This is a genomic window from Oceanibacterium hippocampi, assembly GCF_900172325.1.
Classification (GTDB): domain Bacteria; phylum Pseudomonadota; class Alphaproteobacteria; order Sneathiellales; family Sneathiellaceae; genus Oceanibacterium; species Oceanibacterium hippocampi.
Genome location: NZ_FWFR01000003.1, coordinates 276,653 through 301,116, shown reverse-complemented (window position 1 = coordinate 301,116; position 24,464 = coordinate 276,653). Strand labels below are relative to the sequence as shown.

21 protein-coding genes are annotated in these 24,464 nt (G+C 64.7%); 9 read left to right on the top strand and 12 right to left on the bottom strand.

Annotated elements, in window-relative coordinates:
* Nucleotides 1-1,416: a 3-isopropylmalate dehydratase large subunit gene (leuC, locus tag OCH7691_RS16735; RefSeq protein WP_085884730.1), complete on the bottom strand. Its 1,416-nt coding sequence runs from the start codon at nt 1,414-1,416 to the stop codon at nt 1-3.
* Complete coding sequence (locus tag OCH7691_RS16730) at nt 1,413-2,219, bottom strand: GntR family transcriptional regulator (RefSeq protein WP_139839754.1); 807 nt, start codon at nt 2,217-2,219, stop codon at nt 1,413-1,415. Before OCH7691_RS16730 ends, leuC begins: the two co-directional genes overlap by 4 nt.
* A gap of 245 nt (nt 2,220-2,464) precedes the next feature.
* Here OCH7691_RS16730 and OCH7691_RS23660 point away from each other — a divergent pair, with 245 nt between their 5' ends.
* The 6 genes from OCH7691_RS23660 (at nt 2,465) to OCH7691_RS16700 (ending at nt 9,982) form a co-directional block, all read left to right on the top strand.
* Nucleotides 2,465-4,168: a hydantoinase B/oxoprolinase family protein gene (locus tag OCH7691_RS23660; RefSeq protein WP_085884728.1), complete on the top strand. Its 1,704-nt coding sequence runs from the start codon at nt 2,465-2,467 to the stop codon at nt 4,166-4,168.
* On the top strand, nt 4,147-6,246 hold the full coding sequence (locus OCH7691_RS16720) for a hydantoinase/oxoprolinase family protein (protein WP_085884727.1): 2,100 nt from the start codon (nt 4,147-4,149) through the stop codon (nt 6,244-6,246). The genes OCH7691_RS23660 and OCH7691_RS16720 overlap by 22 nt, the downstream gene beginning before the upstream one ends.
* A 2-nt stretch (nt 6,247-6,248) precedes the next feature.
* Nucleotides 6,249-6,869, top strand: a complete 621-nt coding sequence (locus OCH7691_RS16715; RefSeq protein WP_085884726.1) for a cysteine hydrolase family protein — start codon at nt 6,249-6,251, stop codon at nt 6,867-6,869.
* Nucleotides 6,866-7,735 (top strand): isocitrate lyase/PEP mutase family protein, encoded by an 870-nt coding sequence (locus OCH7691_RS16710; protein WP_085884725.1) that lies wholly within the window; start codon nt 6,866-6,868, stop codon nt 7,733-7,735. Before OCH7691_RS16715 ends, OCH7691_RS16710 begins: the two co-directional genes overlap by 4 nt.
* Nucleotides 7,736-7,954: 219 nt before the next feature.
* Complete coding sequence (locus OCH7691_RS16705; protein WP_176245121.1) at nt 7,955-9,100, top strand: acyl-CoA dehydrogenase family protein; 1,146 nt, start codon at nt 7,955-7,957, stop codon at nt 9,098-9,100.
* Nucleotides 9,101-9,118: 18 nt separating this feature from the next.
* Nucleotides 9,119-9,982 (top strand): amidohydrolase family protein, encoded by an 864-nt coding sequence (locus tag OCH7691_RS16700; RefSeq protein WP_085884723.1) that lies wholly within the window; start codon nt 9,119-9,121, stop codon nt 9,980-9,982.
* Between the two features lie 58 nt (nt 9,983-10,040).
* Here the strand turns inward: OCH7691_RS16700 and OCH7691_RS16695 are convergent, their stop codons facing one another.
* The 3 genes from OCH7691_RS16695 to OCH7691_RS16685 are packed head-to-tail and all read right to left on the bottom strand — an operon-like array spanning nt 10,041 to nt 14,223.
* On the bottom strand, nt 10,041-10,892 hold the full coding sequence (locus tag OCH7691_RS16695) for an alpha/beta fold hydrolase (protein WP_085884722.1): 852 nt from the start codon (nt 10,890-10,892) through the stop codon (nt 10,041-10,043).
* 12 nt (nt 10,893-10,904) lie between these two features.
* Complete coding sequence (locus OCH7691_RS16690) at nt 10,905-13,214, bottom strand: TRAP transporter permease (RefSeq protein ID WP_176245120.1); 2,310 nt, start codon at nt 13,212-13,214, stop codon at nt 10,905-10,907.
* A gap of 58 nt (nt 13,215-13,272) precedes the next feature.
* The gene (locus OCH7691_RS16685; protein WP_176245119.1) at nt 13,273-14,223 is read right to left on the bottom strand and encodes a TAXI family TRAP transporter solute-binding subunit; all 951 of its coding nucleotides are present in this window, start codon (nt 14,221-14,223) and stop codon (nt 13,273-13,275) included.
* Nucleotides 14,224-14,407: 184 nt separating this feature from the next.
* On the opposite strand from OCH7691_RS16685, the gene OCH7691_RS16680 reads away from it, so the two are divergent.
* The gene (locus tag OCH7691_RS16680) at nt 14,408-15,889 is read left to right on the top strand and encodes a class I adenylate-forming enzyme family protein (RefSeq protein WP_176245118.1); all 1,482 of its coding nucleotides are present in this window, start codon (nt 14,408-14,410) and stop codon (nt 15,887-15,889) included.
* A gap of 18 nt (nt 15,890-15,907) precedes the next feature.
* Here OCH7691_RS16680 and OCH7691_RS16675 read toward each other — a convergent pair whose 3' ends face one another.
* From OCH7691_RS16675 to OCH7691_RS16645, 7 genes are all read right to left on the bottom strand, one after another.
* Complete coding sequence (locus OCH7691_RS16675) at nt 15,908-16,336, bottom strand: VOC family protein (protein ID WP_217808101.1); 429 nt, start codon at nt 16,334-16,336, stop codon at nt 15,908-15,910.
* A 68-nt stretch (nt 16,337-16,404) separates the two neighbouring features.
* Complete coding sequence (locus OCH7691_RS16670) at nt 16,405-17,280, bottom strand: SMP-30/gluconolactonase/LRE family protein (protein ID WP_085884718.1); 876 nt, start codon at nt 17,278-17,280, stop codon at nt 16,405-16,407.
* Between the two features lie 183 nt (nt 17,281-17,463).
* A complete protein-coding gene (locus tag OCH7691_RS16665) occupies nt 17,464-17,787 on the bottom strand; it encodes a hypothetical protein (RefSeq protein ID WP_217808100.1) in 324 nt (107 codons plus the stop codon).
* A 50-nt stretch (nt 17,788-17,837) separates the two neighbouring features.
* Nucleotides 17,838-19,268, bottom strand: a complete 1,431-nt coding sequence (gene merA / locus OCH7691_RS16660; protein WP_085884716.1) for a mercury(II) reductase — start codon at nt 19,266-19,268, stop codon at nt 17,838-17,840.
* A gap of 1 nt (nt 19,269) precedes the next feature.
* A complete protein-coding gene (gene merF / locus OCH7691_RS16655) occupies nt 19,270-19,518 on the bottom strand; it encodes a mercury resistance system transport protein MerF (RefSeq protein ID WP_085884715.1) in 249 nt (82 codons plus the stop codon).
* 9 nt (nt 19,519-19,527) lie between these two features.
* Nucleotides 19,528-19,860 (bottom strand): heavy-metal-associated domain-containing protein, encoded by a 333-nt coding sequence (locus OCH7691_RS16650; RefSeq protein WP_085884714.1) that lies wholly within the window; start codon nt 19,858-19,860, stop codon nt 19,528-19,530.
* Nucleotides 19,861-19,880: 20 nt separating this feature from the next.
* Nucleotides 19,881-20,279, bottom strand: a complete 399-nt coding sequence (locus OCH7691_RS16645) for a mercuric transporter MerT family protein (RefSeq protein WP_085884713.1) — start codon at nt 20,277-20,279, stop codon at nt 19,881-19,883.
* Nucleotides 20,280-20,368: 89 nt separating this feature from the next.
* Here OCH7691_RS16645 and OCH7691_RS16640 point away from each other — a divergent pair, with 89 nt between their 5' ends.
* Together OCH7691_RS16640 and OCH7691_RS16635 are read left to right on the top strand one after the other, a co-directional pair.
* The gene (locus tag OCH7691_RS16640; protein ID WP_085884712.1) at nt 20,369-20,782 is read left to right on the top strand and encodes a MerR family transcriptional regulator; all 414 of its coding nucleotides are present in this window, start codon (nt 20,369-20,371) and stop codon (nt 20,780-20,782) included.
* Nucleotides 20,783-21,127: 345 nt separating this feature from the next.
* The gene (locus tag OCH7691_RS16635; RefSeq protein WP_085884711.1) at nt 21,128-24,424 is read left to right on the top strand and encodes an adenylate/guanylate cyclase domain-containing protein; all 3,297 of its coding nucleotides are present in this window, start codon (nt 21,128-21,130) and stop codon (nt 24,422-24,424) included.
* Nucleotides 24,425-24,464: the final 40 nt, after the last annotated feature.

Below are 24,464 nucleotides of genomic sequence, written 5' to 3'. Positions count from 1 at the left end.
TCAGGTCCGCCCTTCCAGCATCGGCCGTACGTCCGTCAGTTCGCCGGCCACGGCCGCCGCGGCGACCATCGCCGGACTCATCAGGTGGGTCCGGGCGCCGCGCCCCTGTCGCCCCTTGAAGTTCCGGTTCGTCGATGAGGCGCAGCGCTTCCCCGGGGCGACGAGATCGCCATTCATCCCGACGCACATCGAACAGCCGGACTCGACCCATTCGAGGCCCGCGTCGGTGAAAATCCGGTCCAGCCCCTCTTGCTCGGCCTGAAGCCTGATCAGGGTGGAACCGGGGGAAACGATGCCCGGTACCTTCGCCTTCCGCCCTGCGAGAACGGCGGCCGCAAGGCGTAGATCCTCGATTCTTCCGTTGGTGCAGGAGCCGATGAACACCTGGTCGATCGGCGTGCCGGCGAGGGGGCGCCCCGGCGTCAGCCCCATGTAATCCAGGGCGGCTCTGACCTGATCGGCGCGGAGACCTTGCAGGCGCGACGGATCCGGTACGGCCTCGGTGATCGGCAATGCCTCTTCCGGGCTGGTGCCCCAGGTCAGGGTCGGCGCGATCTGGCTGCCATCGAGACTCTCGGTGCGATCGAACTCCGCGTCCCCATCACTGGCAAACGCTCTCCAGTCTTCCACGGCGCGATCCCAATCCGCGCCTTCGGGCGCATAGGGGCGGCCCTTGAGGTAGTCGAAGGTGACCGCATCCGGAGCCACCATGCCGCAGCGCGCACCACCCTCGATGGAGAGATTGCAGAGCGTCATCCGCCCTTCCATCGAGAGCGCCTCGACCACCGGTCCGGCATATTCGATGGCATGGCCACGTGCGCCGTCGGCGCCGAGTTTGCTGATCCACGACAGCGCAACGTCCTTCGCCGACACACCGGGGCCAAGCCGGCCCGTGACTTCAATCCGCATCGTCCGCGGGCGCTTCTGCCAGATCGTCTGTGTGGCCAGTACGTGCGCCACTTCGGTCGCGCCAATGCCGAAGGCCAGTGCGCCGAAGGCGCCGTGCGTCGACGTGTGGCTGTCCCCGCAATTGATAAGCAGGCCCGGGAGTGTCAGGCCCTGTTCCGGCCCGCAAACATGGACGATCCCCTGCCGCGGATCGCGCAAGTTGAAACAGCGGATGCCATGCCTTGCCGTGTTCGCCTCCAGCGTGCGGATCATGCGGGCGATATCGGGGTTCGTGATATCGCTTCGGCGGCGCGTCGGCGCATAGTGATCCACAACACCGGTGGTCAGTGCGGGCTCGGCGACAGGCAGGCCACGCTCCGCCAGCTTGGCGAAGGCATGGTGCGACCCCTCGTGGACCAGATGCCGGTCGACCCATAGCAGGGACGCGCCGTCATCGCGTTGCAGGATTTCATGCGCATCCCAGAGCTTCGCGAAGAGCGTGCGCGGCGTTGTCGGGACAGAGGTCATTGGATCGTCGTCTCCCCGTTCGCGCGGCCGCCGATCACCGGAGCCCAATGCCGCTCGCTTCCCTGTGCGACCCGGCTCAGGTTCATTTCCAGGCGAAACACGTCGGCGAGGTAAAGCGCCCACAGATACTCGACGCCGCGGCCATCCTTGTCGCGCACGACGCGGCGCAGCGACAGCAGGGGAGAGCCGGCCGATACGTCCAGTGCCTCCGCCACGTCGGGCGAGGCGAGGGTGGCCGTAACGGATTGATGCGCGGTGTCCACCTTGACACCGGACCGCTCCAGGAGCCGATAAAGCGGCGTGGTCGCAAGATCTGCCTCGGTGTAGTTCCGGGCGATACTTTCCGGCACGTAGGTCGTCAGATATGAGAGCGGCTTGCCGTCGAAGAGGCGGACACGGACCGCGGTTTGAACCCGTTCGCCCCCGGGCAGTCCCATCGCGGAGGCCACCCCTTCCGGGGCCGGTCCATACGCAAAGGACAGGAGGCGCGCGGTCGTCGATTGGCCCATCAGCGTCAGTTGCGGAATCAGGGTGGAAAAATCCGCCGAGACCGTGGAAGCGGCGTTTGCCGGAGCGCGGACCGTGCTGCCGCTGCCGGTGCGCTTGTCGACCATCCCGTCAGCAGCGAGCGCGTCGAGCGCACGGCGCACCGTCGCTCGCGAGACGCTATAGGTCTCCGCCAGGCGTTGCTCTCCGGGCAGACTTGCTCCGGCAACATAGGCGCCGTTCTGCAATGCATCACGCAGCAGCAGGTAGACCCTTCGGGCTTTGCCTCCTTCCGGAAGGTTGGCGCCACCGCTCATTCTATCGCACTCCTCTTCTCGCATCGGAACGCAAACGGCGCATCCAGTTGGCGCAGGATAGCAAGGCATCGCTCATGCACAAGTTTCGAACGTTTCCAGAGACGCAGGATTGCCCTTTTCATAGTCCTTTATTTGTATTAATGACAATACAACGTTGGCAAGGCCCTGCGATTCGTCCGATGAAATATCCGGACGCCGCGCTGCGTTCCGATGGGCGGGAAATCTGCTGAAGCAAAGGCTGCGACATGAAAAAGAGTGCGGACATCGACCCGATCACCCTTGCCGTCCTGTCCGGCCGGATGGAGCAGATCGCGGACGAGATGGATGCGACGCTGTTCCGGGCCGCCTTCAACCCGATCATCGCCGAAGCACATGACGCCTCGCATGGGCTCTACCACGCGCAAAGCGGCAATACGCTGGTGCAGGGAAAATCCGGACTGCCGATCTTCGTAGGCGTCATGTCATTCGCCGTGAAGGCCGTGATCGACAAGGCGGCGGAACTCGGCGAACTGAACGATGGCGACATCTTCATCTTCAACGACGCCCATATCGGAGGCACCCACCTGTCCGATATGCGGCTCGTCCGCCCCTATTTCTACGAGGGTGAACTGTTCTGTTTCCTCGCCTCCGTCGGCCACTGGCACGATCTGGGCGGCGCGGTACCCGGAAACTACAATCCGTCCGCGACGGACGCGTTCCAGGAGGCCTTCATACTGCCGCCTGTCCGTCTTGCGCGGGCCGGTGAGGTCAATACCGACATCATCGACATCCTGATGCGCAATACCCGGCTTCCGCAATCTGCGGAAGGGGATCTGAACGGGCAACTCGGCGCGCTCGACCTCGGTGTTCGCCGGATGGATGAATTGCTGGGGGAATACGGCGCGGGAACCGTGAGCGCCGCGCTGGAGGCGCTTGGCGACAGGGCGGAAACCTTGATGCGCGCCGAGCTTTCCGCGTTGCCCGATGGGCGATGGGAAGCCGTCGACTACCTCGACAACGACGGGGTGAGCGACAGCGCCCTGCCGATCAAGGTCGCGCTCGAGATCAGCGGCGACACGATGGTGCTCGATTTCGAGGGCACCGCGCCGCGTTGTGCGGGGCCGGTCAATATCGCGTTTCCGACCGCCGTCGCCACGGCCTATGTGGCGATCAAGCATATCTTTCCGAACCTGCCCGCCAACGCGGGCGTGATGCGTCCGATCGACGTTCGCATTCCCGAAGGCTCACTCCTCGCGGCTGACTTTCCGGCGCCTGTCGGGGGCTATACGGAAACCATCCTCCGGATGATCGACGTCATTTTCTCCGCCGCTTCAGGGGTTGCTCCGGACCGGATCGTTGCCAACGCCTATGGCACGATCAATGCGCTCTCGATCGCCGGGCGGCGCAGCAACGGGAAGCCCTGGGTCATGTTCAGTTTCTATGGCGGCGGCCATGGCGGCTCGCCGGAAGGGGATGGGTTGAGCCACGGCAATGCGCCGATCTCGACCGCCACGATCCCGCCCATGGAAATCCTCGAGGCCGCCTATCCGGTGCTTTTCCGCCAATGGGCCCTGCGGCCCGGCAGCGCGGGAGCCGGCAAGAACCGTGGCGGCATGGGGGCGATCTACGAGATCGAGATACTGGAGGAGAATGGCGCGGAGGTCTTTCTCTTCGGTGAACGCGGTCGCTTTGCGCCCAAGGGCGTGACGGGCGGCGGCGAGGCTGCGCTCAACGTCTTCACTTACGAGCAGGATGACGGTTGGCACACGCCGCCGCTCACTTCCAAGATGCACGGCATCAGGCTGCGACAGGGACAGGTCGTCCGGCTCGAGACACCGGGCGGCGGCGGCTATGGTCGGGCCGGGGAACGCGCGGCGGAGGCCGTGGCGCAAGATGTCGCGTTCGGGCTTCTGAGCGCCGAGGAAGCCGACACGCAGTACGGCAGTGCATGGAGAGGGCCGCGAGGATGAGTAACCACGAAACACAGGCCGGCCGGATGATCGGCGTCGACGTGGGCGGTACCTTCACGGACATTTTCGTGCTCGACGAAATGACCGGCACGGCCACTGTCGCCAAGGTTCCCACCACGCGGCCGGATCAATCGGCGGGCTTCCTCGAGGGCATCGGCCGACAGGTATCCGCCCTTTCCACGGTTTCCGTGGTCGTTCATGGCACGACGGCGGGGACCAACGCGTTGCTCGAGCGCAAGGGCGCGCGGATAGGCCTGATCACGACCGAGGGCCTGCGCGATGTCCTGGAAATGCGCCGCAGGGATCGCCCCGCCACCTGGGGGCTGCGTGGCGATTTCAAGCCCGTCGTGCCCCGCAACCTGCGACTGGAGGTGCCGGAGCGCACGCTTGCGGACGGAACGATCCGGACCCCTGTCGATCTGCAGGCGGTACGGGATGCCGCGCGCAAACTGGTTGCCGAGGGCTGCTTGGCAGTGGCCGTGACCTTTGCCAACAGTTATGCGAACCCGGAGAACGAGCGGGCCGCCGCGGCGGCCGTTCGCGAGATCTGGCCGAACCCGCACGTTTCGGCCTCGCACGAGATCCTGCCCGAGATTCGCGAGTTCGAACGCTTCTCGACAACGGCTCTGAACGCCTATTTGCAACCCGAGGTATCGGGCTACCTCGACCGGCTTGAATCGGCGCTGGAAGGGGGCGGCTTCGACGGCGAGTTCCTGATCGTTCAATCGAACGGCGGGGTCATGACGGTCGAGAATGCCTGTCGCCTGCCCGTGCGGACGGCGCTTTCCGGTCCCGCGGCAGGGGTGATCGCGGCTGCCTATATCGCGCAGACCGCGGGCTTTCCCGATGTGATTACCGGCGACATGGGCGGCACGAGTTTCGACGTCTCGCTCATTGCGAACGGCGAGTCGATGCTCACGCCGGAGACGTCGGTCGACTTCGGCATGGTCGTGCGCTTGCCAATGATCGAGATCACCACGATCGGCGCGGGGGGCGGCTCGATCGCGTGGGTCGACAAGGGCGGGATGCTGATGATCGGGCCCGAAAGTGCCGGATCGGACCCTGGTCCGGTCGCCTACGGAATGGGCAACACCCGGCCCACTGTCACGGATGCGAATGTCGTTCTCGGCAGAATAGATCCGGATAACCCTATCGGCGGCAAGCTCGAGCGCCTCGATGTGGATGCCGCGGCCCGGGCGATCGACGAGCATGTCGGCCGGCCTCTGGGCCTTTCCACCCTGCAGGCGGCGGCGGCGATCCTGAAGGTTGCCAACAGCCGCATGGCCGGCGCCATTCGACTCGTCAGCATCGAGCGCGGGTTCGACCCGAAACGGTTCGCTTTCATGCCGTTCGGCGGCGGTGGCGCGCTGCATTCCGGTGCGTTGCTTGACGAGGTCGGTCTTGGGCGCGCCATCGTGCCGCGCTACCCGGGCGTGACTTCTGCCATGGGCTGCGTCATCGCCGACATGCGGCAGGACTTCGTGCAAACGATAAACGCGTTCGTCGCCGATCTCGACGAGGCGGCGCTGGCGGGTTTCATGCAACGCCACATGGAGGACGGTCACGAGATGCTGGACGCCGCCCATACGCGGTTCCTGTCTCGCGGCACCACCTTCGAGCTCGACATGTCCTATGTCGGCCAGACGCATACCGTTGCGGTCCCTCTCGACGTGTCTGTCGAGAACGGCAAGGTGGTTCCGCCGACCCGCGCGGAAGTCGCGGATGCGTTCGACAAGGCCTATCGCGCCGCATACGGGCGGGTGCTGCCGAACGGCGTGCGCCGGGTCATGAACCTGCGCAGCGCGGTCACCGGGCGCAGGCCGAAATTCGACCTGAGCACGCTCGCGCCGGAAACGACAGGAACGGTCGAAGGCGCTCGCAAGGCCACGCGAAAGGTGTATTTCGGCGACAACTGGCACGAGACGGCGATCTACAACCGTCTCGATCTGCCGGTTGGCGCGGCGATTCACGGCCCCGCCATACTCGAGCAACCTGACACCACCGTGTTGATCGATCCGGGCCTGACCGGCACCGTTGACCGCTTCGGCAACACGATCATCACGCGACAGGGGGCTTGAACATGGGGCACCGCATCTCGATCGACCCCAGGCGCGCCGCGCTTCTGACCATCGATCTTCAGAACGATTTCCTTCACCCTGAGGGCGCCTATGGACGCGCCGGACAATCCGCCCCGGCCATCGGGGCGCTTCCCGAGCGGATCGCCCCGGTGCGTGACGCGCTCCGCGCCAAAGGGGGGATCTATATCTCGGCCCAGTTCACCCTCGTGCCGGGGCCGGGCGGGGTGCCGCTCATCGCGCCGCATCTCAGGGAGCTCCGTCCCTTTCTGACGACCGGCGATTTCGCACCCGGCAGCTTCGGGCACTCGCTGGTGGCGACGTTGGCGCCGGCGGATTACACGGTCGAGAAAGTGGCCTATTCCGCCTTTTACCAGACAAGACTGGAATACATCCTGCGCGCACTGGGTATCGATATGCTGATCGTGGGCGGAATTGTGACCAACGGCGGTGTTGCCAGCACGATGCGCGACGCCCACCTGCGCAACATCGAGACGATCCTGCTTTCGGACGGTTGCGCGGCCTTCAAGCAGGAAACGCACGAGGCCACGCTGGTCTCGCTCGATTCGGTCACGAATGTCATGACATGCGCGGAAACAATCGCGCTGCTGGGGGGCTCGGCATGAACCTGCGCACCCGCCTCAAGTCTTCCGAGATCCTCATCGCGCCCGGCGTTTATGACGGCCTTACGGCAACCTTGGCGGAGCAGGCCGGGTTCGAGGCGCTCTATCTCTCCGGTGCGGCGGTCGCCTACACGCGGCTCGGTCGCCCGGATATCGGGCTCACCTCGGTCACCGAGATGGCCGAAACGATGGCCCTGGTAAGGGATCGGGTGAAACTGCCGGTCATAATCGATGCGGACACCGGCTTCGGCAACGCCCTGAACGCCCAGCGTACCATCCGGCTCTACGAACGTGCCGGGGCTTCCGCCGTGCAGCTCGAAGACCAGTCCTATCCCAAGCGCTGCGGGCATCTGGCGGACAAGTCCCTGATCCCCGCGTCGGAGATGGCGGGCAAGATCGCCGCCATGGCCGACGCGCGGAATAGCGATGACACCCTGATAATCGCACGCACGGACGCCATTCAGGTGGAAGGTTTCGCCGCCGCCCTCGAGCGGGCCGAAGCCTATGTCAGTGCGGGCGCGGACATCCTGTTCATCGAAGCGCCGCGCTCCAGCGACGAACTCACGCGCGTTGCCGCCACGTTCAAGGGCCGCATTCCGCTGCTTGCGAATATGGTCGAAGGCGGCGCCACGCCGATCCGGACGGCGAGCGACCTGCAGGATCTCGGCTTCAGCATCGTGATCTTTCCGGGCGGGATCGTCCGGGCGTTGGCCCGCACGGCGGAAGACTATTACGCCAGCCTGCGCGCCAACGGCTCAAACACCCCGTTCAAGGCGCGAATGTTTGATTTCGATGGCCTCAACCAACGGATCGGCACCCCTGGCATGCTCGCTCTCGGGCAGCGCTACGACGGGCAGAACTCGGAATGACAGGTTGCGCGGGCTGTCCGGCAACCGGCTCCCAGTCGGCGCGATTCCGTCACCCGGCCAGCAAGTCGCGATCGGCATCCTGCTGACGGTAATTGGACACGTGCTTCATGCCGCCATGGCGCCGCACGAGAAGGTACCGGTCTCGTGGTCTGACGACAGCGACGCGGGATCCTGATTTCCGGGCGAGATCAGGCAGATCGATGAATGGGACGAACCATCATGCAGCAGTTCGACACGGACGAAAGGCAGACGCTGATCCTCGATACCGTGGACAAGTTCATGGCCCGGCACATGCCGCCCGAGGAGGCGCGCCGTCGCGACGAAGGTCATGTTCCCCCTTACGACCTGCTGCCATTGATGGGCGAGGCAGGATTTTTCGGTCTGCCCATCCCGGAGGCCTACGGCGGTACCGCGCTCGACTGGTACACGGTCTCGCTCGTTCAGGAACGCCTCGCCTACCACGCCTATGCCGTGGGCTCGATCTTCAACCGGGTTGTCGGCTTTGGCGCGATGTCGCTGTTGCGCTACGGCTCGGACGCGCAGAAGGCCGATCTGCTTCCCCGTATCGTCGAAGGCAGATGTCTCATTGCCCTGGCATTGACGGAAAGCCAGGCCGGTAGCGATGCGGGGGCTATCCGCACCCGTGCCGTCCGCACCGATGGCGGCTGGGTGATCGACGGCTCGAAAACCTGGATCAGCGACGCGGACGGAGCCGACTACCTGCTGATCGCCGCGCGCACCGATCCGGGAAGCGAAGGGCCCAAGGGTATCTCGATGCTGCTGGTGCCGCGCGGCCAGGACGGCATCGCGATGACGCCGATACCCAAGGTCGGCAATAACTGCATGCCAAGCTGGGAAATCGCCCTGGATGGCGTATTCGTGCCCGACAGCGCGCTGATGGGCGAGGAGGGCCGCGGGTTCGGGCATCTCATGTCCACCCTGCATTATTCCCGCGCCAGCATGGCGGCCACGGTAACGGGCTGCGCGCAGGCGGCCGTCGACCTGGCCATTTCCCATGCCCGCGAGCGCCAGCAGTTCGGACGGCCGATCGGCAAGTTCCAGGTCATCCGTCACCGGATCGCGGATATGCAGATGCGGGTCGATGCGACCAGACTCGTGGTCCGCAATCTCGCGTGGCTGATCTCGCAGGATCGCGATACCAGGCGCCTTGCCTCCCAGGCGAAGGTCCAGGCGACCGAAAGCCTGCAGTTCGTCACGGAGCATGGCATGCAGATTCTCGCCAGCGCCGGGTACGCCGCCGAAAGCGCGATGCAGCGCTACTGGCGCGATGCCCGCCTGTATTCCTTCGGCGAGGGATCGAACGAAATTCAACGAGATATCATCGCAAAAGAGCTGGGGCTCTGACAGTTCAGGAGAATCGTCATGAATGACGTCAAGGCAATCGATACCGTGGTGAACCTGTTCACCGACGAGGTGGAGGCGCTGCGCCCGGCCAGCCGCAAGCAGTTCTATCAGGGCAAGATGAAGGTCAGCGATGACACCATGGCGGGCGTATCGCTGGAAGAAATGCTGCGCCGGATGGACGCGGCGGGTATCGAGAAGTCCTTCCTGATCGCCGCCAAGAACGGCCCTGTCGGCCCGGCCGCCTGCTATCGGATCCCGCTGGAAATGGTCGCCCGCGCGGTCGAGGCCCATCCCGACCGCTTCTACGGACTTGCGGGCGTTGACCCGACCGAGGGCATGGCCGGCGTGCGCGAGCTGGAATATGCGGTGAAGGAACTCGGCTTCATCGGCGCGCATTCCTATCCGCACTGGTTCGAGCTGGCGCCGAACCACGCCCGCTACTATCCATTCTATGCCAAGTGCGTCGAGCTGGATGTTCCGATCCAGCTCCAGGTCGGGCAGTCGATGATCTACGATCCGACCTACCCGCGCCGGAGCGTCGGCCGCCCGATCACGCTGGACGACGTGGCCTGCGATTTCCCGGAACTGAAGCTGATCGGCATTCATGTGGGCATTCCGTGGACCGACGAGATGATCGCGATGGCCTGGAAGCACAAGAATGTCTTTATCGGGCTGGATGCCCATTCGCCGAAATACTGGCCCGACTCGATGGTCCATTACATCAAGTCATTCGGACAGGACAAGGTTCTCTTCGGGACGGATTTTCCCGTGCTCGATTTCGAGCGCACCCGGAGAGAGGTCGAAGACCTGGGCATTCCCGACGGCGCGAAGCGGAAATTCCTCCGCGACAACGCGATCAGGCTGTATGGCCTGGACGACTGACATCGTCCTTGTCACCCGAAAGGCCCCGGTTTCACCCGGGGCCTTTTTCAGTTGCGCCTCATGACCGGAAGAATGCCAGCAACGCCTCCGCCGCGGCTCCGGGGCTCGCGTAGACCGAGGGGATCGTCGCCTTGACCGAGCCGGGAATGAGGGCGGCATATTCGTCGTGCCATTGGGCGAGCATGTCGCCTTCCGCACAGGCCGCGAGAGTGGGCACGGCAATCCGGGCGAACTCCCGACGCTTGTCGAAGCGAAAGGCCGCGCGATAGGAGAGGTGGTAGGTGCGGTAGGCCTTGGCCACGTCGACCACCTTGTCATGCAATGTTTCCGGTGCGGGCAGACCCACCTTGCGGGCATGGGCCGCGTCGGTCGCGTACCACGGCCAGAACATGTAGGTATCGCGCACGAAATGCCAGATCCAGTTCAGGTGCGAACCATGCAGATCGGCCTGCAGCTCCGGCGCATAGCGTTCGAGGATTTCCGCCTGGAGCGATTCCGGATAGAGGCCGATTCCGTCGAGCGCCAGCTTCCGCACGAAATGCGGAGCATCGATGGCTAGCTGTGCCGCGATTGAACCGCCGGTGTGGGCGCCGTAAAGATCGCAATTCTCTATCGAAAGGCCGTCGAGTGCCTCACGCAGGCGCCCCGCGAAGAACGGGATCTCGGGCTGCTCGGGCATCGCGCCGGCGGAATCGCCGTTTCCCATCGTGTCGGGCGCGATCACCCAGCGTTCCTTCGCCAGCGCAGCCATCAGGGGTTCGAACCCCCTGGCGGACCCGGGCGAGGCGTGGACGAGCACAAGGGCGGGTGCCGCTCGCGATCCTGCCTCGCGGTAATGGATCTGGCCGTCCGTCACGTCCACGAACCCGCGCCGGATCACCGCTTGTCGCGACACATCCTCCCGTGTCATCGCCGGTCCTTTCTACGCTGGCTCGCCATCGCGTTCGCCCGCAGCAAGGGTGGTGAGCGCCGACCGCCAGAAGGTGACAGCGAGGCCGGCCGTCAGAAAGAGGCTGAGCGCCGCCATCTGCCAGACCCATGTCTGCGGGTCGCGGGCCTGGATGAGCGAGGTGCCCATGACATGCATCCCGACGGCCAGCAGCGCGAAGACGGCCCAGCCGAACCAGAGGGCAAACCTGGTATGCGCCGCGATGCCGCCGTACGCTTCCTGCGCGCGCGTCAGATCGGCCAGCTTGCGAGGCCCCTCGAGGCCGCTCGCCTCGCCGTCTCCTTCGCCCAACGCCGCCTTGGCAACCCGTTTGGCGATCAGTCGTTCCACAGCCATGCGGATCGCGCTTTTCCGCGAGCCGCTCGCGCGTTCCTCGCTCTTGCCCTGTCGTGCCTTGACGAAGCGGCTGGCAAGCAGCGTGAGCAACACGATCGCGGTTCCGCCCAGATCGGTCCGCCATTCGGGAATGATCATCATCCCCGCGCCGAAGATCATGACAAGGCGCAGCGGCAGAATGATCGGGGCCGAGAAATAGCCGACAAAGGCAATCGACAGGGCGCTGAGGCCGAAGGCTGCCGTGACCGAGGCCTGTAGGATCACGCTCCAGCTTCCGATCATCAGCAGGGCGGGTTGATAGACGAACATGACCGGGATGATGAAGGCGGCGATCCCGAGCCTTGCCGCCGCCACCGAGGTTGCCATGGGGTTCGCGTTGGCAAGCGGCGCGGCAGCGAACGCGGCAAGCGCAACGGGGGGCGTGATGTTGGAAACGATTCCGAAGTAGAACGCGAACATGTGCGCGGCGAGCTCATCCACGTTCATCGCCCGCAGAATCGGGACGACGGTGGCGACCATGGTGATATAGACCGCCGAGGCCGTCATCCCCATGCCGAGGACAATGGCAACGATGCCGCTCATGATCAGCAACAGCCAGAGCCGCTCGCCGGCGATCTGCAGGGCACCCTGGGTGATCTGGAAGCTCAGGCCGGTGGAGAAAATCGCGCCGATGATGACACCTGCCGCGGCCGCGGTCACCGAAAGCGCGACCGTCGAACGCGAGGTCTGTTCGATCGCCTCCGCGAGCCGCAAGGGCGTCGGCCAGGTGCTTCGGTTCACGAAGCCGATGAGGATCGTCCCGAACACGGCGATAACCGCGACGAGGACGATCGAGTAACCCGCCATCAGGCCGCCGATGATCAGCCCTATCGGGAGAAGCAGGTAGCTCTGCTTCCGCAGGACTTCCCATGTGCGCGGCAGCGCATCTTTCGGCAGGGTTCGGAGGCCCGTGCGGAGTGCCTCGAAGTGAACGGCAACGAAGATCACCAGGAAATAGAGCAGCGCCGGGATCAGGGCGGCCAGGATGATCTCGGAATAGGGCCTTCCGAGAAACTCGGCCATGATGAAAGCGATCGCCCCCATCACTGGCGGCATGATCATCCCGCCAGTCGAGGCCGCGGCCTCCGCTCCGCCGGCGAATGCGGGCCGATAGCCGAGCTGGCGCATCAGCGGGATGGTGAAGGCGCCCGTGGTCAGGACGTTGCCGATGGCACTGCCTGAAAGCGTGCCCATCATCGCCGATGAAACGACGGCGGCTTTCGCCGGTCCGCCCGTCCGATGGCCGAAGAGCGAGAATGACAGGCGCAGAAAGAAGTTTCCCACACCGACAACCGCGAGGAGATTGCCGAAGAGAATGAACATCACGACATACTGGGCCATGACGCCGAGCGGCGTACCGAAGATACCGGAATCGCCCAGAACCAGCGCCCGGAGCAGCGTCAGCGGCTTTACCGGCGGGCCGTACAGGATGCCCGGCGCGTAATTGGCGAAAAGCGCATGAACGACGAACGACCCGGCGACGATCAGCAGGATCGGCCCCAGCGTGCGCCGCACGCCCTCGGCGATCAGGAACAGTGTCAGCAGCGCGGCGAAGACATCGACGTTCGACATGATGACCTGTCGCAGTGCCCAGCCCTGCGACGTCGATACGTAGTACCAGATCAGCCACACCGCCCCGACAAACAGCGCCCCGTCAATGATCGACCAGCGGTTGAACGGGTCGGACCAGCGCCGTCCGAGCGGGTGGATGAGGAGCAGAAGGACCAGTGCCAGCGAAAGATGCAGCGGCCGAAACAGCATCGTCGGCGGCGCGCCGTAGATTGCCGCGTAGAGATGCATCAGCGTGAAGAACACCGCCATGAACAGGATGAGAAAGCCGTTGATCCTAGCGGCGGCGTTCCCCCTGAGCAGGCTCGTCAGGGCGTTTTTCGGCTGGGAGGAAGACATGTCGTACTTTCGAAAAACGAAAGGGAGCGGCACCGCCGCTCCCTTCTGTCGGCCAGGATCAATCGTCGGCCTTGATGCCCGCTTCTTCGTAATACTTGACGGCACCCGGGTGCGTTTCCACCGAGGCCAGCGAGCGCATCGTCGCCGGCTGGATTTCCTCCGCGCCCTTGAAGAGCTCATGGAACTTGTCGACGTTCTCGACGAGCGCCTTGGTGATCTTGTAGGCGATGTCTTCGGGCACGTCGGCCGAGATAACCGCCTCGTTCATCAGGTAGGGCAGCATGACAGCTTCGGTCTGCCCCTCGTAGGTGCCGGCCGGAAGCTCACGCATCCGCGTGCCGGCAAGAGCGGCCCTGTAGGCCTTGCCGGCCGCCTCGTCGAAGCCAAGCAGGGTGAAACCGGGCTTGTTCTCGATCTGCATCAGAAGGCTGTAGGGCGCCGGGCCGGCGAAGAACGCCACGTCGAGGCGCCCGTCCTGCATCGCGCCCGCGGTGTCGGAGTATCCGATCTCGTCCACGGTGCCGCCGGCGGCCTTGACCTTGTCGAAGCTCGTGCCGTTGGCTTCCAGCGCCGAAGCGATCATCGGGTAGAAGATCGACGTCGCATTGGCGCCCCAGATGCGGTAGCTGCCCTTTTCCAGATCGGCCAGGGCCGTCAGGCCGCTGTCCTTGGAGGCGGCGGGCTGAAAATACGCCCCGTAAAGCGTCATCAGGTGACGCGCCTGCGGCGTGGCGACGCCAAGCGACCCCTTGCCTGCCTGGACGCGCGGCGTCAGGAAGCCATAGGTCAGAACGATCTCGATCTCGCCCTGCGACATCAGGGCAAAGTTGGCCTCGGTGCCGCCGGCGACGGTGGTCGCGGTGACCCCTTCAACATTCTCGTTGATGATCTCGGCCATCTTCGCGCCGACGATCGGGTAGGTACCGGCAAGCCCCGATCCGATGCGGATGAATGTCTCTGCGCTTGCCACGCCACTGGTGCACAGCACCGCCGCGATGGCCGCAATCATGAAGCGTGTCTTTCCCATGTCCTGGTCCCTCTGGTTACAGCCCCCATGCGAAGTCATTCGGAGGACAGATAAGTCCAATTTTGTGTTTGAATAATCGGACAGATGAAGATTATGTCAATAAGACAATTGGGAAAACCCGGATTTTCGCGGCGTGCCGCTGCGATCGATGGCAGAGGATGAGCAGATGAGCTCCGGATTCAATTACGCCGAGACCCTGGACCAGGCCGCCGTCTCCCGCGGCAACCATCCGGCGCTGATTCACGGCGGTGAAAGCCTTACCCACGCTGACTTTGCCGCGCTGGTCCGGCGCGCGTCGAATATCCTGATCGAGGACGGCGTTCAGAAAGGGGATCTCGTCGGCCTCGGCATGAGGGATTCGGTCGAGTATGTCGCGCTCATGTTCGCGCTGGCGCGAATCGGCGCGATCACGCTGCCCGTCGATGCCCGCTGGCAGGCTGACGAGAAGCGCCGCATGGTCGCTTTCTTCAAGCCCCGTATTCTACTCAGCGACGAACCGGTAGCGGAGATCGTCGAGTGCCCCGTCGTCGTCGTCGACAGCGACTGGAAAAGGCGTCTGCAGACCGCGGCGAACGATGCGCCGATTGTACGGGGCACCGATACCGACATGATCGTTTCGCTGTCGTCGGGTACCACCGGCCGGCCGACCGGACCGCTCCTGACACACGAGCAGATGTTCGCCCGCACGGTCAGCCAGATGGCGTCGCTGGGGTTTTCCAGCTACGACCGGTTCATGACGGCGACGCCGCTTTATTTCGGCGGCGGCCGGGCCTTCACCCTGTCGCAGATCGCCATCGGTGCGACACTGATCCTCAACACGCCGCCATTCAAGATCGAGGAGCTCGCCCGGGCGGTGAGAGAAACCCGGACAACGGCGCTGTTCCTGGTGCCCACCCTGCTGCGTCGCCTGCTGGAACTGCCGGATGAAGAGCTGACCGGGTTCAGGCACCTTCGCCAACTCATCTCCTCGGGTTCGCCCTTGCATGCTCACGAGCGGGTGGCGGTGCGGGAACGACTGACCCGGAACTACTACGAGTATTATGCGTCGACCGAGGGCGGCGGCGTTTCCGTGCTGGCCCCGGAAGACCAGGTGGATCACCCCGACACGGTGGGGCGTCCGGCCTTTCGTGTCGATCTGCAGGTCGTGGGTGACGATCACCAGCCGCTTCCGGCGGGTGAAACCGGATCCGTGCGTTATCGCGGCCCCGGTGTGGCGCAATGGTTCTTCCGTGACGACGAGGCCGCCGCGAAATCCTTCCGCGATGGCTTCTTCTATCCCGGCGACCTGGGCGTCCTCGATGAAGAAGGTTTTCTCAGCCTGAAGGGCCGGTCCAAGGATGTCATCATTCGCGGGGGCGTGAACATCTACCCCGCGGAAATAGAGCGCGTGGTCTCGGCAGTGGCCGGCGTCTCCGAATGCTGCGTGTTCCCGGTGCCGCACGCCACGTTCGGGGAAGAGGTCGGCGTCGCGCTGGTTCTTGCCTCCGGGATGTCGGAGGACGCCACGCGCGAGGCAATCAGGGTGGAATGCGCCGTGAAGCTGGCGAGCTACAAGCATCCGAAGCATGTATTCTTCATGGACTCGTTTCCGAAGAACAGCGGCGGGAAGGTGGTGAAGGCGGAAGTCCTCAAGGCCGTACTGGACTAGCCCCGCGCGTGAATGTCGCTAGCTGTTGGACGGTGACAGGATCACGGGCCACCCGTCCGGGTCCTCGAACGTCACGGCGCCGTGGTTGCCCCACCATGGATTCCGGGCCGATACCGGCGAATAGCCCATCGCCCTGATTCGGGCCACGACCTCGGCCAGGGCGTCGGGATCGTCGATATAGAAGACCAGCCCGTTATCCTTGTTCGGGCAGGGATTGGCGTCGGCGTCCGGGGTCCGGATGATCTCGAGGTGATAAGTCTCGGCGGGGAGCCCGAGCATGGTGCCGTCATATCCGTCGTGATCGACGAATTCACCGAGCCTATCGAGCCCGACACCCTGCTCGTAGAAGGCGAGGACAGCCTCGTAATTCGCGGTCGGCCGCATGACCCGGAATCGCGAAGCCGGCATTCGGCCGGGCCAGGGCGTCGGAATGACGGTCTTGTCCATGTCACTTGGCTCCTTTTCCTGGACTTGCTGTCCTGTCGTGCCGGGCGACCTCGACCCGGCGGTCGGCGCTACCCCGCGAACCTGACTTCGGGCAGCCCTTTCGCGCCGAGCCCGGTTATCGCGAACAGTCCGCCATCCTGCGGGCCGTCGGCCTGGCGAATGCCGGTATCGCTGATCGAGGTGAGGTAGAGCACGTCGAGATCGCGCCCGCCGAACATCACGCTCGAGGGCATCCTGCAGGGCGTCCTGATCCGTTCGATGAGCTTCCCGTCCGGTGCGAAGCAGGCGATCTCGCCGGAGAAGACCAGCGCGATCCAGAGATTGCCCTCCTGGTCGACCGTCGCCCCGTCGCCGGCCCCGTCATGCTCCCGGAGGTCGACAAAGAGCCGCTTGTTGCCGAGGCTCCCGGTCTCGATATCGTAATCGTAGGCGTGCACCAGGCGCGTTTCCGTGTCGTTGAAGTAGAAGACCTTGTTGTCGGGGCTCCAGCAAGGTCCGTTCGAGACGCCGATATCGCTCTCGACCGGATGCACCGACATGTCGGGGTCCAGCCGGTAGAGCGTGCCGAGCAGCGGGTCCCGGATCCTGATGCCCATCGAGCCGGCGAAGAACCTGCCGCGCCGATCGACCTTGCCGTCATTGAACCGTGTGCGCGGGTCATCCGCCTCGGGTTCGGCGATCGGGACGGCCGAGCCGTCGGAGAAGTCGAAGCGCCAGAAGCCGCCGTCGAGCGCGATCACGGCGCCGCCGTTCCGGCGAAGCGCCATGCTGCCGATCTGCCCGGGTACCGACCAGTCGCGATATGCGCCGGTTTCCGGGTCGAGCCGGTGAATCTTCCTGCCACGGGTGTCGATCCAGTAGAAGGCGGCCGTTTCGACATCCCACAACGGGCTTTCGCCGAGCAGATCGACGGTCGCGCCCACTCTTTCGAACCTTGCACTCATGTTTCTCCCTCACGCGTTCCGGCAAACCTGTCGCGTTATCGAGATAACCCATTATCGCGGCATGGGCATTCCCGAAACGCAGTCAGGGCGCGGAGGAGGGCAAAAGATCGATCCCGGCGGCCGATCATTGCCGGCATTCCGGGAACGGGCACATGCTGTCCGGGCATCGGCCGGTCGGCCCCTTCACGCGTTGCCGAGAAACCTGCCCCAGAGCTTCTCGGTCAGGCACCAGAGGCCGCCGCCGCCGACGCCAACGGCAATGCCGAGCCATTTCCACCCGTCGGTGCCGAGCCAGAAGACGTGATAGCCATGCAGGAGAACGGGGATCGTCATCAACAGGAAGAACGGACCGGTGAAGTAGCAATGCGTGCGCCCGCAGCGCCTGGCATTGACCAGGCAGGCAGCCCCCATCCAGACCAGCGCCGTCGCCCAGACGATCGTCTTGAGCGGATGGACCGCGACGATGGCGGCAAGCATCGCGGCTATCGGCAGGCCCCAGAAGAGCATGAGGGGAGCGAAACTGCCGACGAGATCCGCCGGCCTATGCGGCGCACCATTCATCCCGCACAGCAGGAGAGCTTGGTCACATCCTTGCCAAAGCTCTGTGCCGCCAGCTTCAACCCCTCAACCGTGGTCAGGTAGGGGAAGATTGTCGCCCCGAGTGCCGTCGCCGTCATCTCGTGCTTGAGCGCGAGGACCAGGGTCTGGATACTGTCGGCGCCTTCCGGCGCTAGGATCTGACCGCCGAGAAGGCGGTCGGTCTTTGCATCCGCGACCAGCTTGATGAGCCCCCGCGTGTCGCGGGCAGCCAGCGCCCGCGGGACCTGATCGAGGGGAACGATGGAGATCTTGGTCTCATAGCCTGCTTCCCGGGCTGCTGCCTCGGTAAGGCCTGCGCCGGCAATCTGCGGGTCGGTGAAGACGACCCAGGGCATCGCGGAATTGTCGTAGACGAGGCTGTCGCCGTTCAGCGCGTTGAGCGCCGCCAGCTTGGCGCCGTAAGCCGCCATGTAGACGAACTGATCGCGTCCCGTCACGTCGCCTGCCGCATAGGCGCCCGCTCTCGTCGTCCGCATCCGGTCATCGACCGAAACACCGCCTTCCGGAGTCAGCTCGATGCCCGCCCCGGTCAGTCCCAGATCCCTGGTATTGGGCGTACGGCCCGTCGTCAGTAGGACATGCTGGGCTCGAATTGTTTCCTTTTCTCCCTTCGTCTCGACAGTCAAGACGACCCCGTCGTCCGTGCCCGCGATCCGTCGATAGGTGAGACCCGTTCGCACGACGACGCCTTCATCGCGGAGAAATCCGGTTAGCGCCCCCGATATCTCCGGCTCCGCCCCGGGCACCAGGCGCGAGCGCGTGACGAGCGTCACCTCGGTTCCGGCGCGGGCGAACATCTGCGCCAGCTCACAGCCGATATAGCCGCCGCCGATGACCAGCAGCGAGCGCGGCAGATCGGTCAGTTCGAGCGCCGTCGTGCTGGTCAGATACGGGACGTCGCCAATGCCCGGAATGTCGGGTAGCGCCGGAGAGGACCCGGTGGCGATGACGATCTTGTCCGCGCCAACGGCCCCACCGTTCACAAGAAGGCCGCCGCCATTGAACCGAACGCTTCCCTCAAGATAGGCGACGCCGCTGTATTCCGGCAGAAGGTCGATATATTTCCTCTGTCGAAGTGTCCCGACCAGGTCGTCCTTCGCGGCAACCAGTTGCTTCCAATCGGCGACATGGGCCTCGCCGACGAGGCCCGGAAAGCGGCGTGCGGCGTTCGCCCCATGCAGCGCTTCGGCCGCGCGGATCATGGTCTTCGACGGTACGCAACCGACATTGACGCAGGTGCCGCCAATCGTGCCGTGGCCGATAAGCGCGACCCGGGCTCCTTGCTCCGCCGCCGTGATCGCCGCGGAGAAACCGGCTGATCCGGCGCCGACGACGGCAAGATCGTAACCGCTTGCCAGGTTCTCGCGGGGTATGCAGCAGTCGGACATGTCAGAGACCCTCGTTGCCCGTTCGTGATTCAGGCGAGCAACAGGCCCTGGCGCGTTGCCGCCGCCACAAGCCGTAGGCCGTCATGCCGAGGAATAGTGCGAGGGCGGGCAACAGCACGTAATCCAGCCAGCCTAGCCAGGCGGAGAAGCCCAGGGCACCGAGGGCAATAACCAGCACCGGTGTGACGCAGCAGACGGCCGCGATGGCCGCGCCGACGATGCCCGTTCTGACGATAGTGGCGTCCTTCATCGACCGACCCTAACCCTTGACCGACGCGGGATAGCCGGCATTGCTCGAGGCAGCGGCGATCGCCTCGGCCTGGGTGATCGACGGGTCGTAGACGACGGTTGCCGTCTTGGCGTCGAAGTCGACCTCGACCGAGCGGACGCCGTCAACACGCTCTATGGCTTTCCGGACCGTGATCGGACACATCGCGCAGGTCATCTTTTCGATAGCGAACGTTTTCGTTTCGACCCTCGCTGCTTGCTCGGCGGCCGATTGGGCGGCGAGCGGCGAGAAGACACCAACGCCCGTGACGCTCGCGGATCCCAGCACGAGGGCGCATAGCGCAAGACGGAATGGTCGTTTCATGGGTATCTCCTTCAAAGCGGCTAATAAAATAGCGGGGCCCACCAATCGATCGTGAGTGAGAGGATGACCAGAACCGTTGCGATCCAGAGGGCGGATCTGGTGATCAGCCCCGATTGCGGACGTGCGCAATAGGAGCCATCGACACAAGCCGGCTTGGCTTTCAAATAGACATGCCAGAATCCGAGGCCGATGAAGACCAGCGTGACCACCGCGAAAACGGGTTTGTACGGCTCCAGCGCGGTGAGGTTCCCTATCCAGGCGCCGGAGATGCCGAGGGTGACCAGTACGAGCGGCACAATGCAGCAGGACGACGCAAGGATCGCGCCGATGACGCCGCCGGCCGCCAGCCAACCCTTGCGCTGACCGGATTCGATCGATCCGGAGCCACTCCCTTCGATATCCACCACAGACTTGGCCATGTCGGCTCGCTCACCATTTCGCTCTCGATCTCGACCTAGGGAGACGATAGGGTCTGTAGGAACTACAGGTTCAAGGGGATTCCACGCTGATGACGTTCACGAGGGCGAGAGGGGCGATCAAGCGCGGCGAACTGGCAAGGCGTTCGGGCTGCAATATCGAGACGATCCGATATTACGAGAAGATCGGGCTGTTGGCCGAACCTGAGCGGTCGGACAGCGGGCACAGGCTCTACGCGCCGGACAATCAGGCGCGCCTCGGCTTCATCCTGCGAGGTCGCGAACTCGGCTTCTCCATCGAGGAGTTGCGCGGTCTTCTTGTCCTTGTCGACGGAGGGACCCAGACCTGCGCCGAGGTAAAGGAACGAACCGAGCTGCATCTGGCGGACATTCGGGCAAAGATCGCCGATCTCAGACGCATCGAGAGCGTGTTGGCGCGAACCGCGTCGCAGTGTTCAGGCGAGGAAGTTCCGGACTGTCCTGTCCTGGACGCGCTGGCATCCTGATCCTGACCATCGCCTCGCCGCCCGTGACGACTTCGAGGAGCGCCTCCACCTGGCAACGGCGGAATGGCGGATGCGTGACGCGCGAGCCCGGCACGCCCGGGCAATCAACCTGCCGGTTCGCCCCGGGGTGCGGCCGTCTTCTCCGGTGTGCCCGTAGTATTCATGCGCGGCGCAGTGATAAAACGAATCGTTGTTCCGAAGTTCTCGTCGCCGTAAATTGTGTCGGCTGGTGGGCCGGTGCTTCGCGGTTCTTTTCCGTATCGGTTCCATCGTTCTGGTTGATCTTTACTTAGCGCACTATGTTAATGTGCTGCGAAGGTCGAACCAGGAAACGGACGGGCCATCGTGAACGTCGGAAACTGGTTGGCGGGACTCGGGCTTGAGCAATACGCCGAGGCGTTCGCGGCGAACGGCGTCGACCTTGACCTGCTGCCCGAGTTGACCAATGAAGACCTGAAGGATCTGGGCGTTGTCCGCCTGATGGACCGCAAGACGATCCTCAAGGCCATCGCGTCCCTTTCAGAAAGCGACGACAAATTCGCGGACGGGCCGACGGCCCCAGCGATTGGCGCCGGCGAACGCCGCCAGGTCACCGTGCTGTTTGCCGATATCGCCGGTTACACCCGGCTATCGAGTGAACTCGGCGCGGAGAAGACCCACGCGCTGCTCAACCGTTACTTTGAAGTGGTTGACGGTATCGTCGCCGACTACGGCGGCTCGATCGACAAGCACATGGGCGACAATGTGATGGCGGTCTTCGGCGCGCCGACCGCCCACGACGACGACCCGCTGCGCGCGGTTCGCGTCGCGCTCGACATTCACGAGCGGATGGCGACGCTCTCGAACGAGGTTGGTCGCCCCCTGCAGGCTCACATCGGCCTCGCCAGCGGCCAGGTTGTCGCCAGCGGCACCGGCAGCGATGCCTATCGCGAGTACACGGTGACCGGCGATTCCGTAAACCTCGCTTCCCGCCTGCAGGAAAGGGCCGAGGCCGGCGAGACGCTGATTTCCGATGCCCTGCGCCAGGCTGTCGCCGGCCACGTCGAATGCGACTCGCTGGGCGACGTCGCGGTGAGGGGCATCGAAAAGCCGGTCCGCGTGTGGCGGGTGGTCTTGCTGCGCGGGATAGGGGATACATCGGCGCGCATCGCGTTCGTCGGGCGGGGCGCCGAACTGGCGCAATTCACCGCTATCGTTGAAAACTGCCGGGCGAGCGGCAACGGGCAGGCGATCGTCGTGCGCGGCGAGGCCGGGATCGGCAAATCGCGGCTGGTCGAGGAATTCACGCGGGTCGCTGCGGAGCAAGGCTTCGCCACCCATAGAGGCCTCGTGCTCGATTTCGGTGTCGGCAAGGGCCAGGACGCGATCCGTTCGATAGTCCGCAGCATTCTCCGCATCCCGCCCGGTGGCAGCGAGGCAGCGCTCCGGGAGGCCGCCGAGGCAGCGGTCGCCGACAGACTGCTGGCGTCGGGCCAGCGCGTCTTCCTCAACGATCTCTTGTACCTGCCGCAGCCGGTCGACGTTCGTGCGACCTATGACGCCATGGATAATGCGACGCGTATTGAGGGCAAGCGAAAGCTGGTCGCCGACCTGTTGCGGCGCGCGAGCGCGGACGCACCCGTGACGGTGATCGTCGAGGATGTACACTGGGCGGCGCCATTGATGCTCACGTATCTGGCGCGTATGGCCGCGACCGTCACCGAATGTCCGGCGGTGCTGGTCATGACGTCTCGCATAGAGGGCGATCCACTGGACGAGGAGTGGCGCGGCCAGACCGGCGGATGCCCCCTGGTGACCATCGACCTGGGTCCCTTGCGCAGGAACGATGCGCTTATATTTGCGAACTCGTTTTTCGATACCAGCACGCAACTCGCCCTCAGTTGCGTCGAGCGCGCCGAGGGCAACCCGTTGTTCCTCGAACAGCTGCTGCGCAACGCCGAGGAGGAAAGCGGCGGTGACGACGTCCCCGCATCGATCCAGAGCCTCGTCCTGGCGCGGATGGACCGCTTGTCACCGGCCGACAAGGAAGCGCTGCAGGCCGCCTCGGTCCTCGGCCAGCGATTCTCTCTCGACGCCTTGCGCCACCTGACGGAAAGCCCGAGCTACCGTTGCGACCAATTGCTCGCGCGCCATCTGTTCAAGCCGGAGAGGGAGGGCTATCTCTTCGCTCACGCGCTGGTGCAGGAGGGCGTTTACGCTTCGCTGCTCACGAGCCGACGCGTTGCGTTGCACCGCGCGGCTGCCGCCTGGTACGGCCAGCAGGATCCCGCGCTCCGCGCGGAACATCTGGATCGCGCCGGTGACAAGGCCGCTGCGGCCGCTTACCTGGAGGCGGCAAGGACGCGGATCGCGGCGCTCCACTTCGAGACCGCGCTCAGTCTGACCGGCCGTGGCATCGAACTTGTCGATGACGCGGCAACCAGGTTCGAGCTGATGTGCCTCCGCGGCGATTCCCTGAGAAATGTCGGGAGCACAGAAGAATCGATCGCCGCGTTCGAGTCGGCACGCGACTCCGCCGAGGACGACGTGCAGCGGTGCCGGGCCTGGGTCGGAATGGCCAAGGGACTGCGTGTCGCCGACCGCCAGGAAGCAGCCCTGGAAGCCCTCGACAAGGCGGAAGCCGCGGCAACCGAACACGGATTGTTGTCCGAGCGCGGCCTGATCCACTATCTGCGCGGCAATGTCTACTTCCCGCTCGGCAATATCGATGGCTGTCTGGAGGAGCACGAGAAGGCCGTGGGATTCGCGCGCGAGGTCGGTTCGACCAAGGGCGAGGCTCTGGCGCTGGGCGGGCTCGGCGATGCCTACTACCTGCGCGGCTACATGCGGACCGCCTTCGAGCAGTTCGGCGCCTGTGTGAAGCTCTGTCGAGAGCACGGATACCGCCGGATCGAGGTCGCGAACCGGCACATGGTGGGATGGACCCGGATCTATCTCATGGAGTTCCCGGAGGCGCTCGAGGATGCGCTGGAATCCGTGGAGATGGCGGCCGAGGTCCGGCACCGTCGGGCAGAGTTGCTCGGGCTTATGCTGGCGGGGCGCGTCGAACTGGAGCTGGGGCGTTTCGGGGAGGCCCGGGAATACCTGCGGCGGGCCCTTGATCTGGCCCGCACGCTGAGTGCGGGCAACTTCGAGGCCCAGTCCCTTGTCTTGCTGGCGCGCCTCGGTGCCGCGGAAGGACAAATGTCCGAAGCGCGCGACTTCGCGCGGCGGGCCGTTGCCGTCGTGCGCAAGGTAGGCATGACGTTCATCGGCCCCACCGTGCTCGCGGTCGGGGCCGCGCTGACCGATGATCCTGCCGAGCGCAGGCAAGCGATGGCGGAAGCCGAAAGCATTCTCGATGCGGGCTGTGTCGCGCACAATCACTTCTGGTTCGGTCAATCCGCTGTCGAGCAAGCCCTGGTGCTCGGCGAATGGGACGAGGCCGAGCGCTACGCGACCCGGCTCGAGGCCTATACGCGCGCGCAGCCGTTGCCCTGGCCCGATTTCACGGTCGCCCGTGGCCGGGCGTTGGCGGCGTGGGGGCGGGGCGGGCGCGGCCCGGAACTGGTGGCGACGATTGAACGCCTGCGTGACGAGGCGATGAAGGGCCGTCTCATGCCCGCGGTGACGGCACTCGACGAGGTTCTGAAGGCGGCTTGACGAAGGCGTCGGCCCATCCGTCGCCTCGTCGAAACGATAC

What these genes read in the sequence shown, in the direction of transcription:
- leuC (WP_085884730.1), bottom strand. Translation starts at nt 1,416, where the DNA reads ATGACCTCTGTCCCGACAACGCCGCGCACGCTCTTCGCGAAGCTCTGG.
- OCH7691_RS16730 (WP_139839754.1), bottom strand. Translation starts at nt 2,219, where the DNA reads ATGAGCGGTGGCGCCAACCTTCCGGAAGGAGGCAAAGCCCGAAGGGTC.
- OCH7691_RS23660 (WP_085884728.1), top strand. Translation starts at nt 2,465, where the DNA reads ATGAAAAAGAGTGCGGACATCGACCCGATCACCCTTGCCGTCCTGTCC.
- OCH7691_RS16720 (WP_085884727.1), top strand. Translation starts at nt 4,147, where the DNA reads ATGGAGAGGGCCGCGAGGATGAGTAACCACGAAACACAGGCCGGCCGG.
- OCH7691_RS16715 (WP_085884726.1), top strand. Translation starts at nt 6,249, where the DNA reads ATGGGGCACCGCATCTCGATCGACCCCAGGCGCGCCGCGCTTCTGACC.
- OCH7691_RS16710 (WP_085884725.1), top strand. Translation starts at nt 6,866, where the DNA reads ATGAACCTGCGCACCCGCCTCAAGTCTTCCGAGATCCTCATCGCGCCC.
- OCH7691_RS16705 (WP_176245121.1), top strand. Translation starts at nt 7,955, where the DNA reads ATGCAGCAGTTCGACACGGACGAAAGGCAGACGCTGATCCTCGATACC.
- OCH7691_RS16700 (WP_085884723.1), top strand. Translation starts at nt 9,119, where the DNA reads ATGAATGACGTCAAGGCAATCGATACCGTGGTGAACCTGTTCACCGAC.
- OCH7691_RS16695 (WP_085884722.1), bottom strand. Translation starts at nt 10,892, where the DNA reads ATGACACGGGAGGATGTGTCGCGACAAGCGGTGATCCGGCGCGGGTTC.
- OCH7691_RS16690 (WP_176245120.1), bottom strand. Translation starts at nt 13,214, where the DNA reads ATGTCTTCCTCCCAGCCGAAAAACGCCCTGACGAGCCTGCTCAGGGGG.
- OCH7691_RS16685 (WP_176245119.1), bottom strand. Translation starts at nt 14,223, where the DNA reads ATGATTGCGGCCATCGCGGCGGTGCTGTGCACCAGTGGCGTGGCAAGC.
- OCH7691_RS16680 (WP_176245118.1), top strand. Translation starts at nt 14,408, where the DNA reads ATGAGCTCCGGATTCAATTACGCCGAGACCCTGGACCAGGCCGCCGTC.
- OCH7691_RS16675 (WP_217808101.1), bottom strand. Translation starts at nt 16,336, where the DNA reads ATGGACAAGACCGTCATTCCGACGCCCTGGCCCGGCCGAATGCCGGCT.
- OCH7691_RS16670 (WP_085884718.1), bottom strand. Translation starts at nt 17,280, where the DNA reads ATGAGTGCAAGGTTCGAAAGAGTGGGCGCGACCGTCGATCTGCTCGGC.
- OCH7691_RS16665 (WP_217808100.1), bottom strand. Translation starts at nt 17,787, where the DNA reads ATGCTCTTCTGGGGCCTGCCGATAGCCGCGATGCTTGCCGCCATCGTC.
- merA (WP_085884716.1), bottom strand. Translation starts at nt 19,268, where the DNA reads ATGTCCGACTGCTGCATACCCCGCGAGAACCTGGCAAGCGGTTACGAT.
- merF (WP_085884715.1), bottom strand. Translation starts at nt 19,518, where the DNA reads ATGAAGGACGCCACTATCGTCAGAACGGGCATCGTCGGCGCGGCCATC.
- OCH7691_RS16650 (WP_085884714.1), bottom strand. Translation starts at nt 19,860, where the DNA reads ATGAAACGACCATTCCGTCTTGCGCTATGCGCCCTCGTGCTGGGATCC.
- OCH7691_RS16645 (WP_085884713.1), bottom strand. Translation starts at nt 20,279, where the DNA reads ATGGCCAAGTCTGTGGTGGATATCGAAGGGAGTGGCTCCGGATCGATC.
- OCH7691_RS16640 (WP_085884712.1), top strand. Translation starts at nt 20,369, where the DNA reads ATGACGTTCACGAGGGCGAGAGGGGCGATCAAGCGCGGCGAACTGGCA.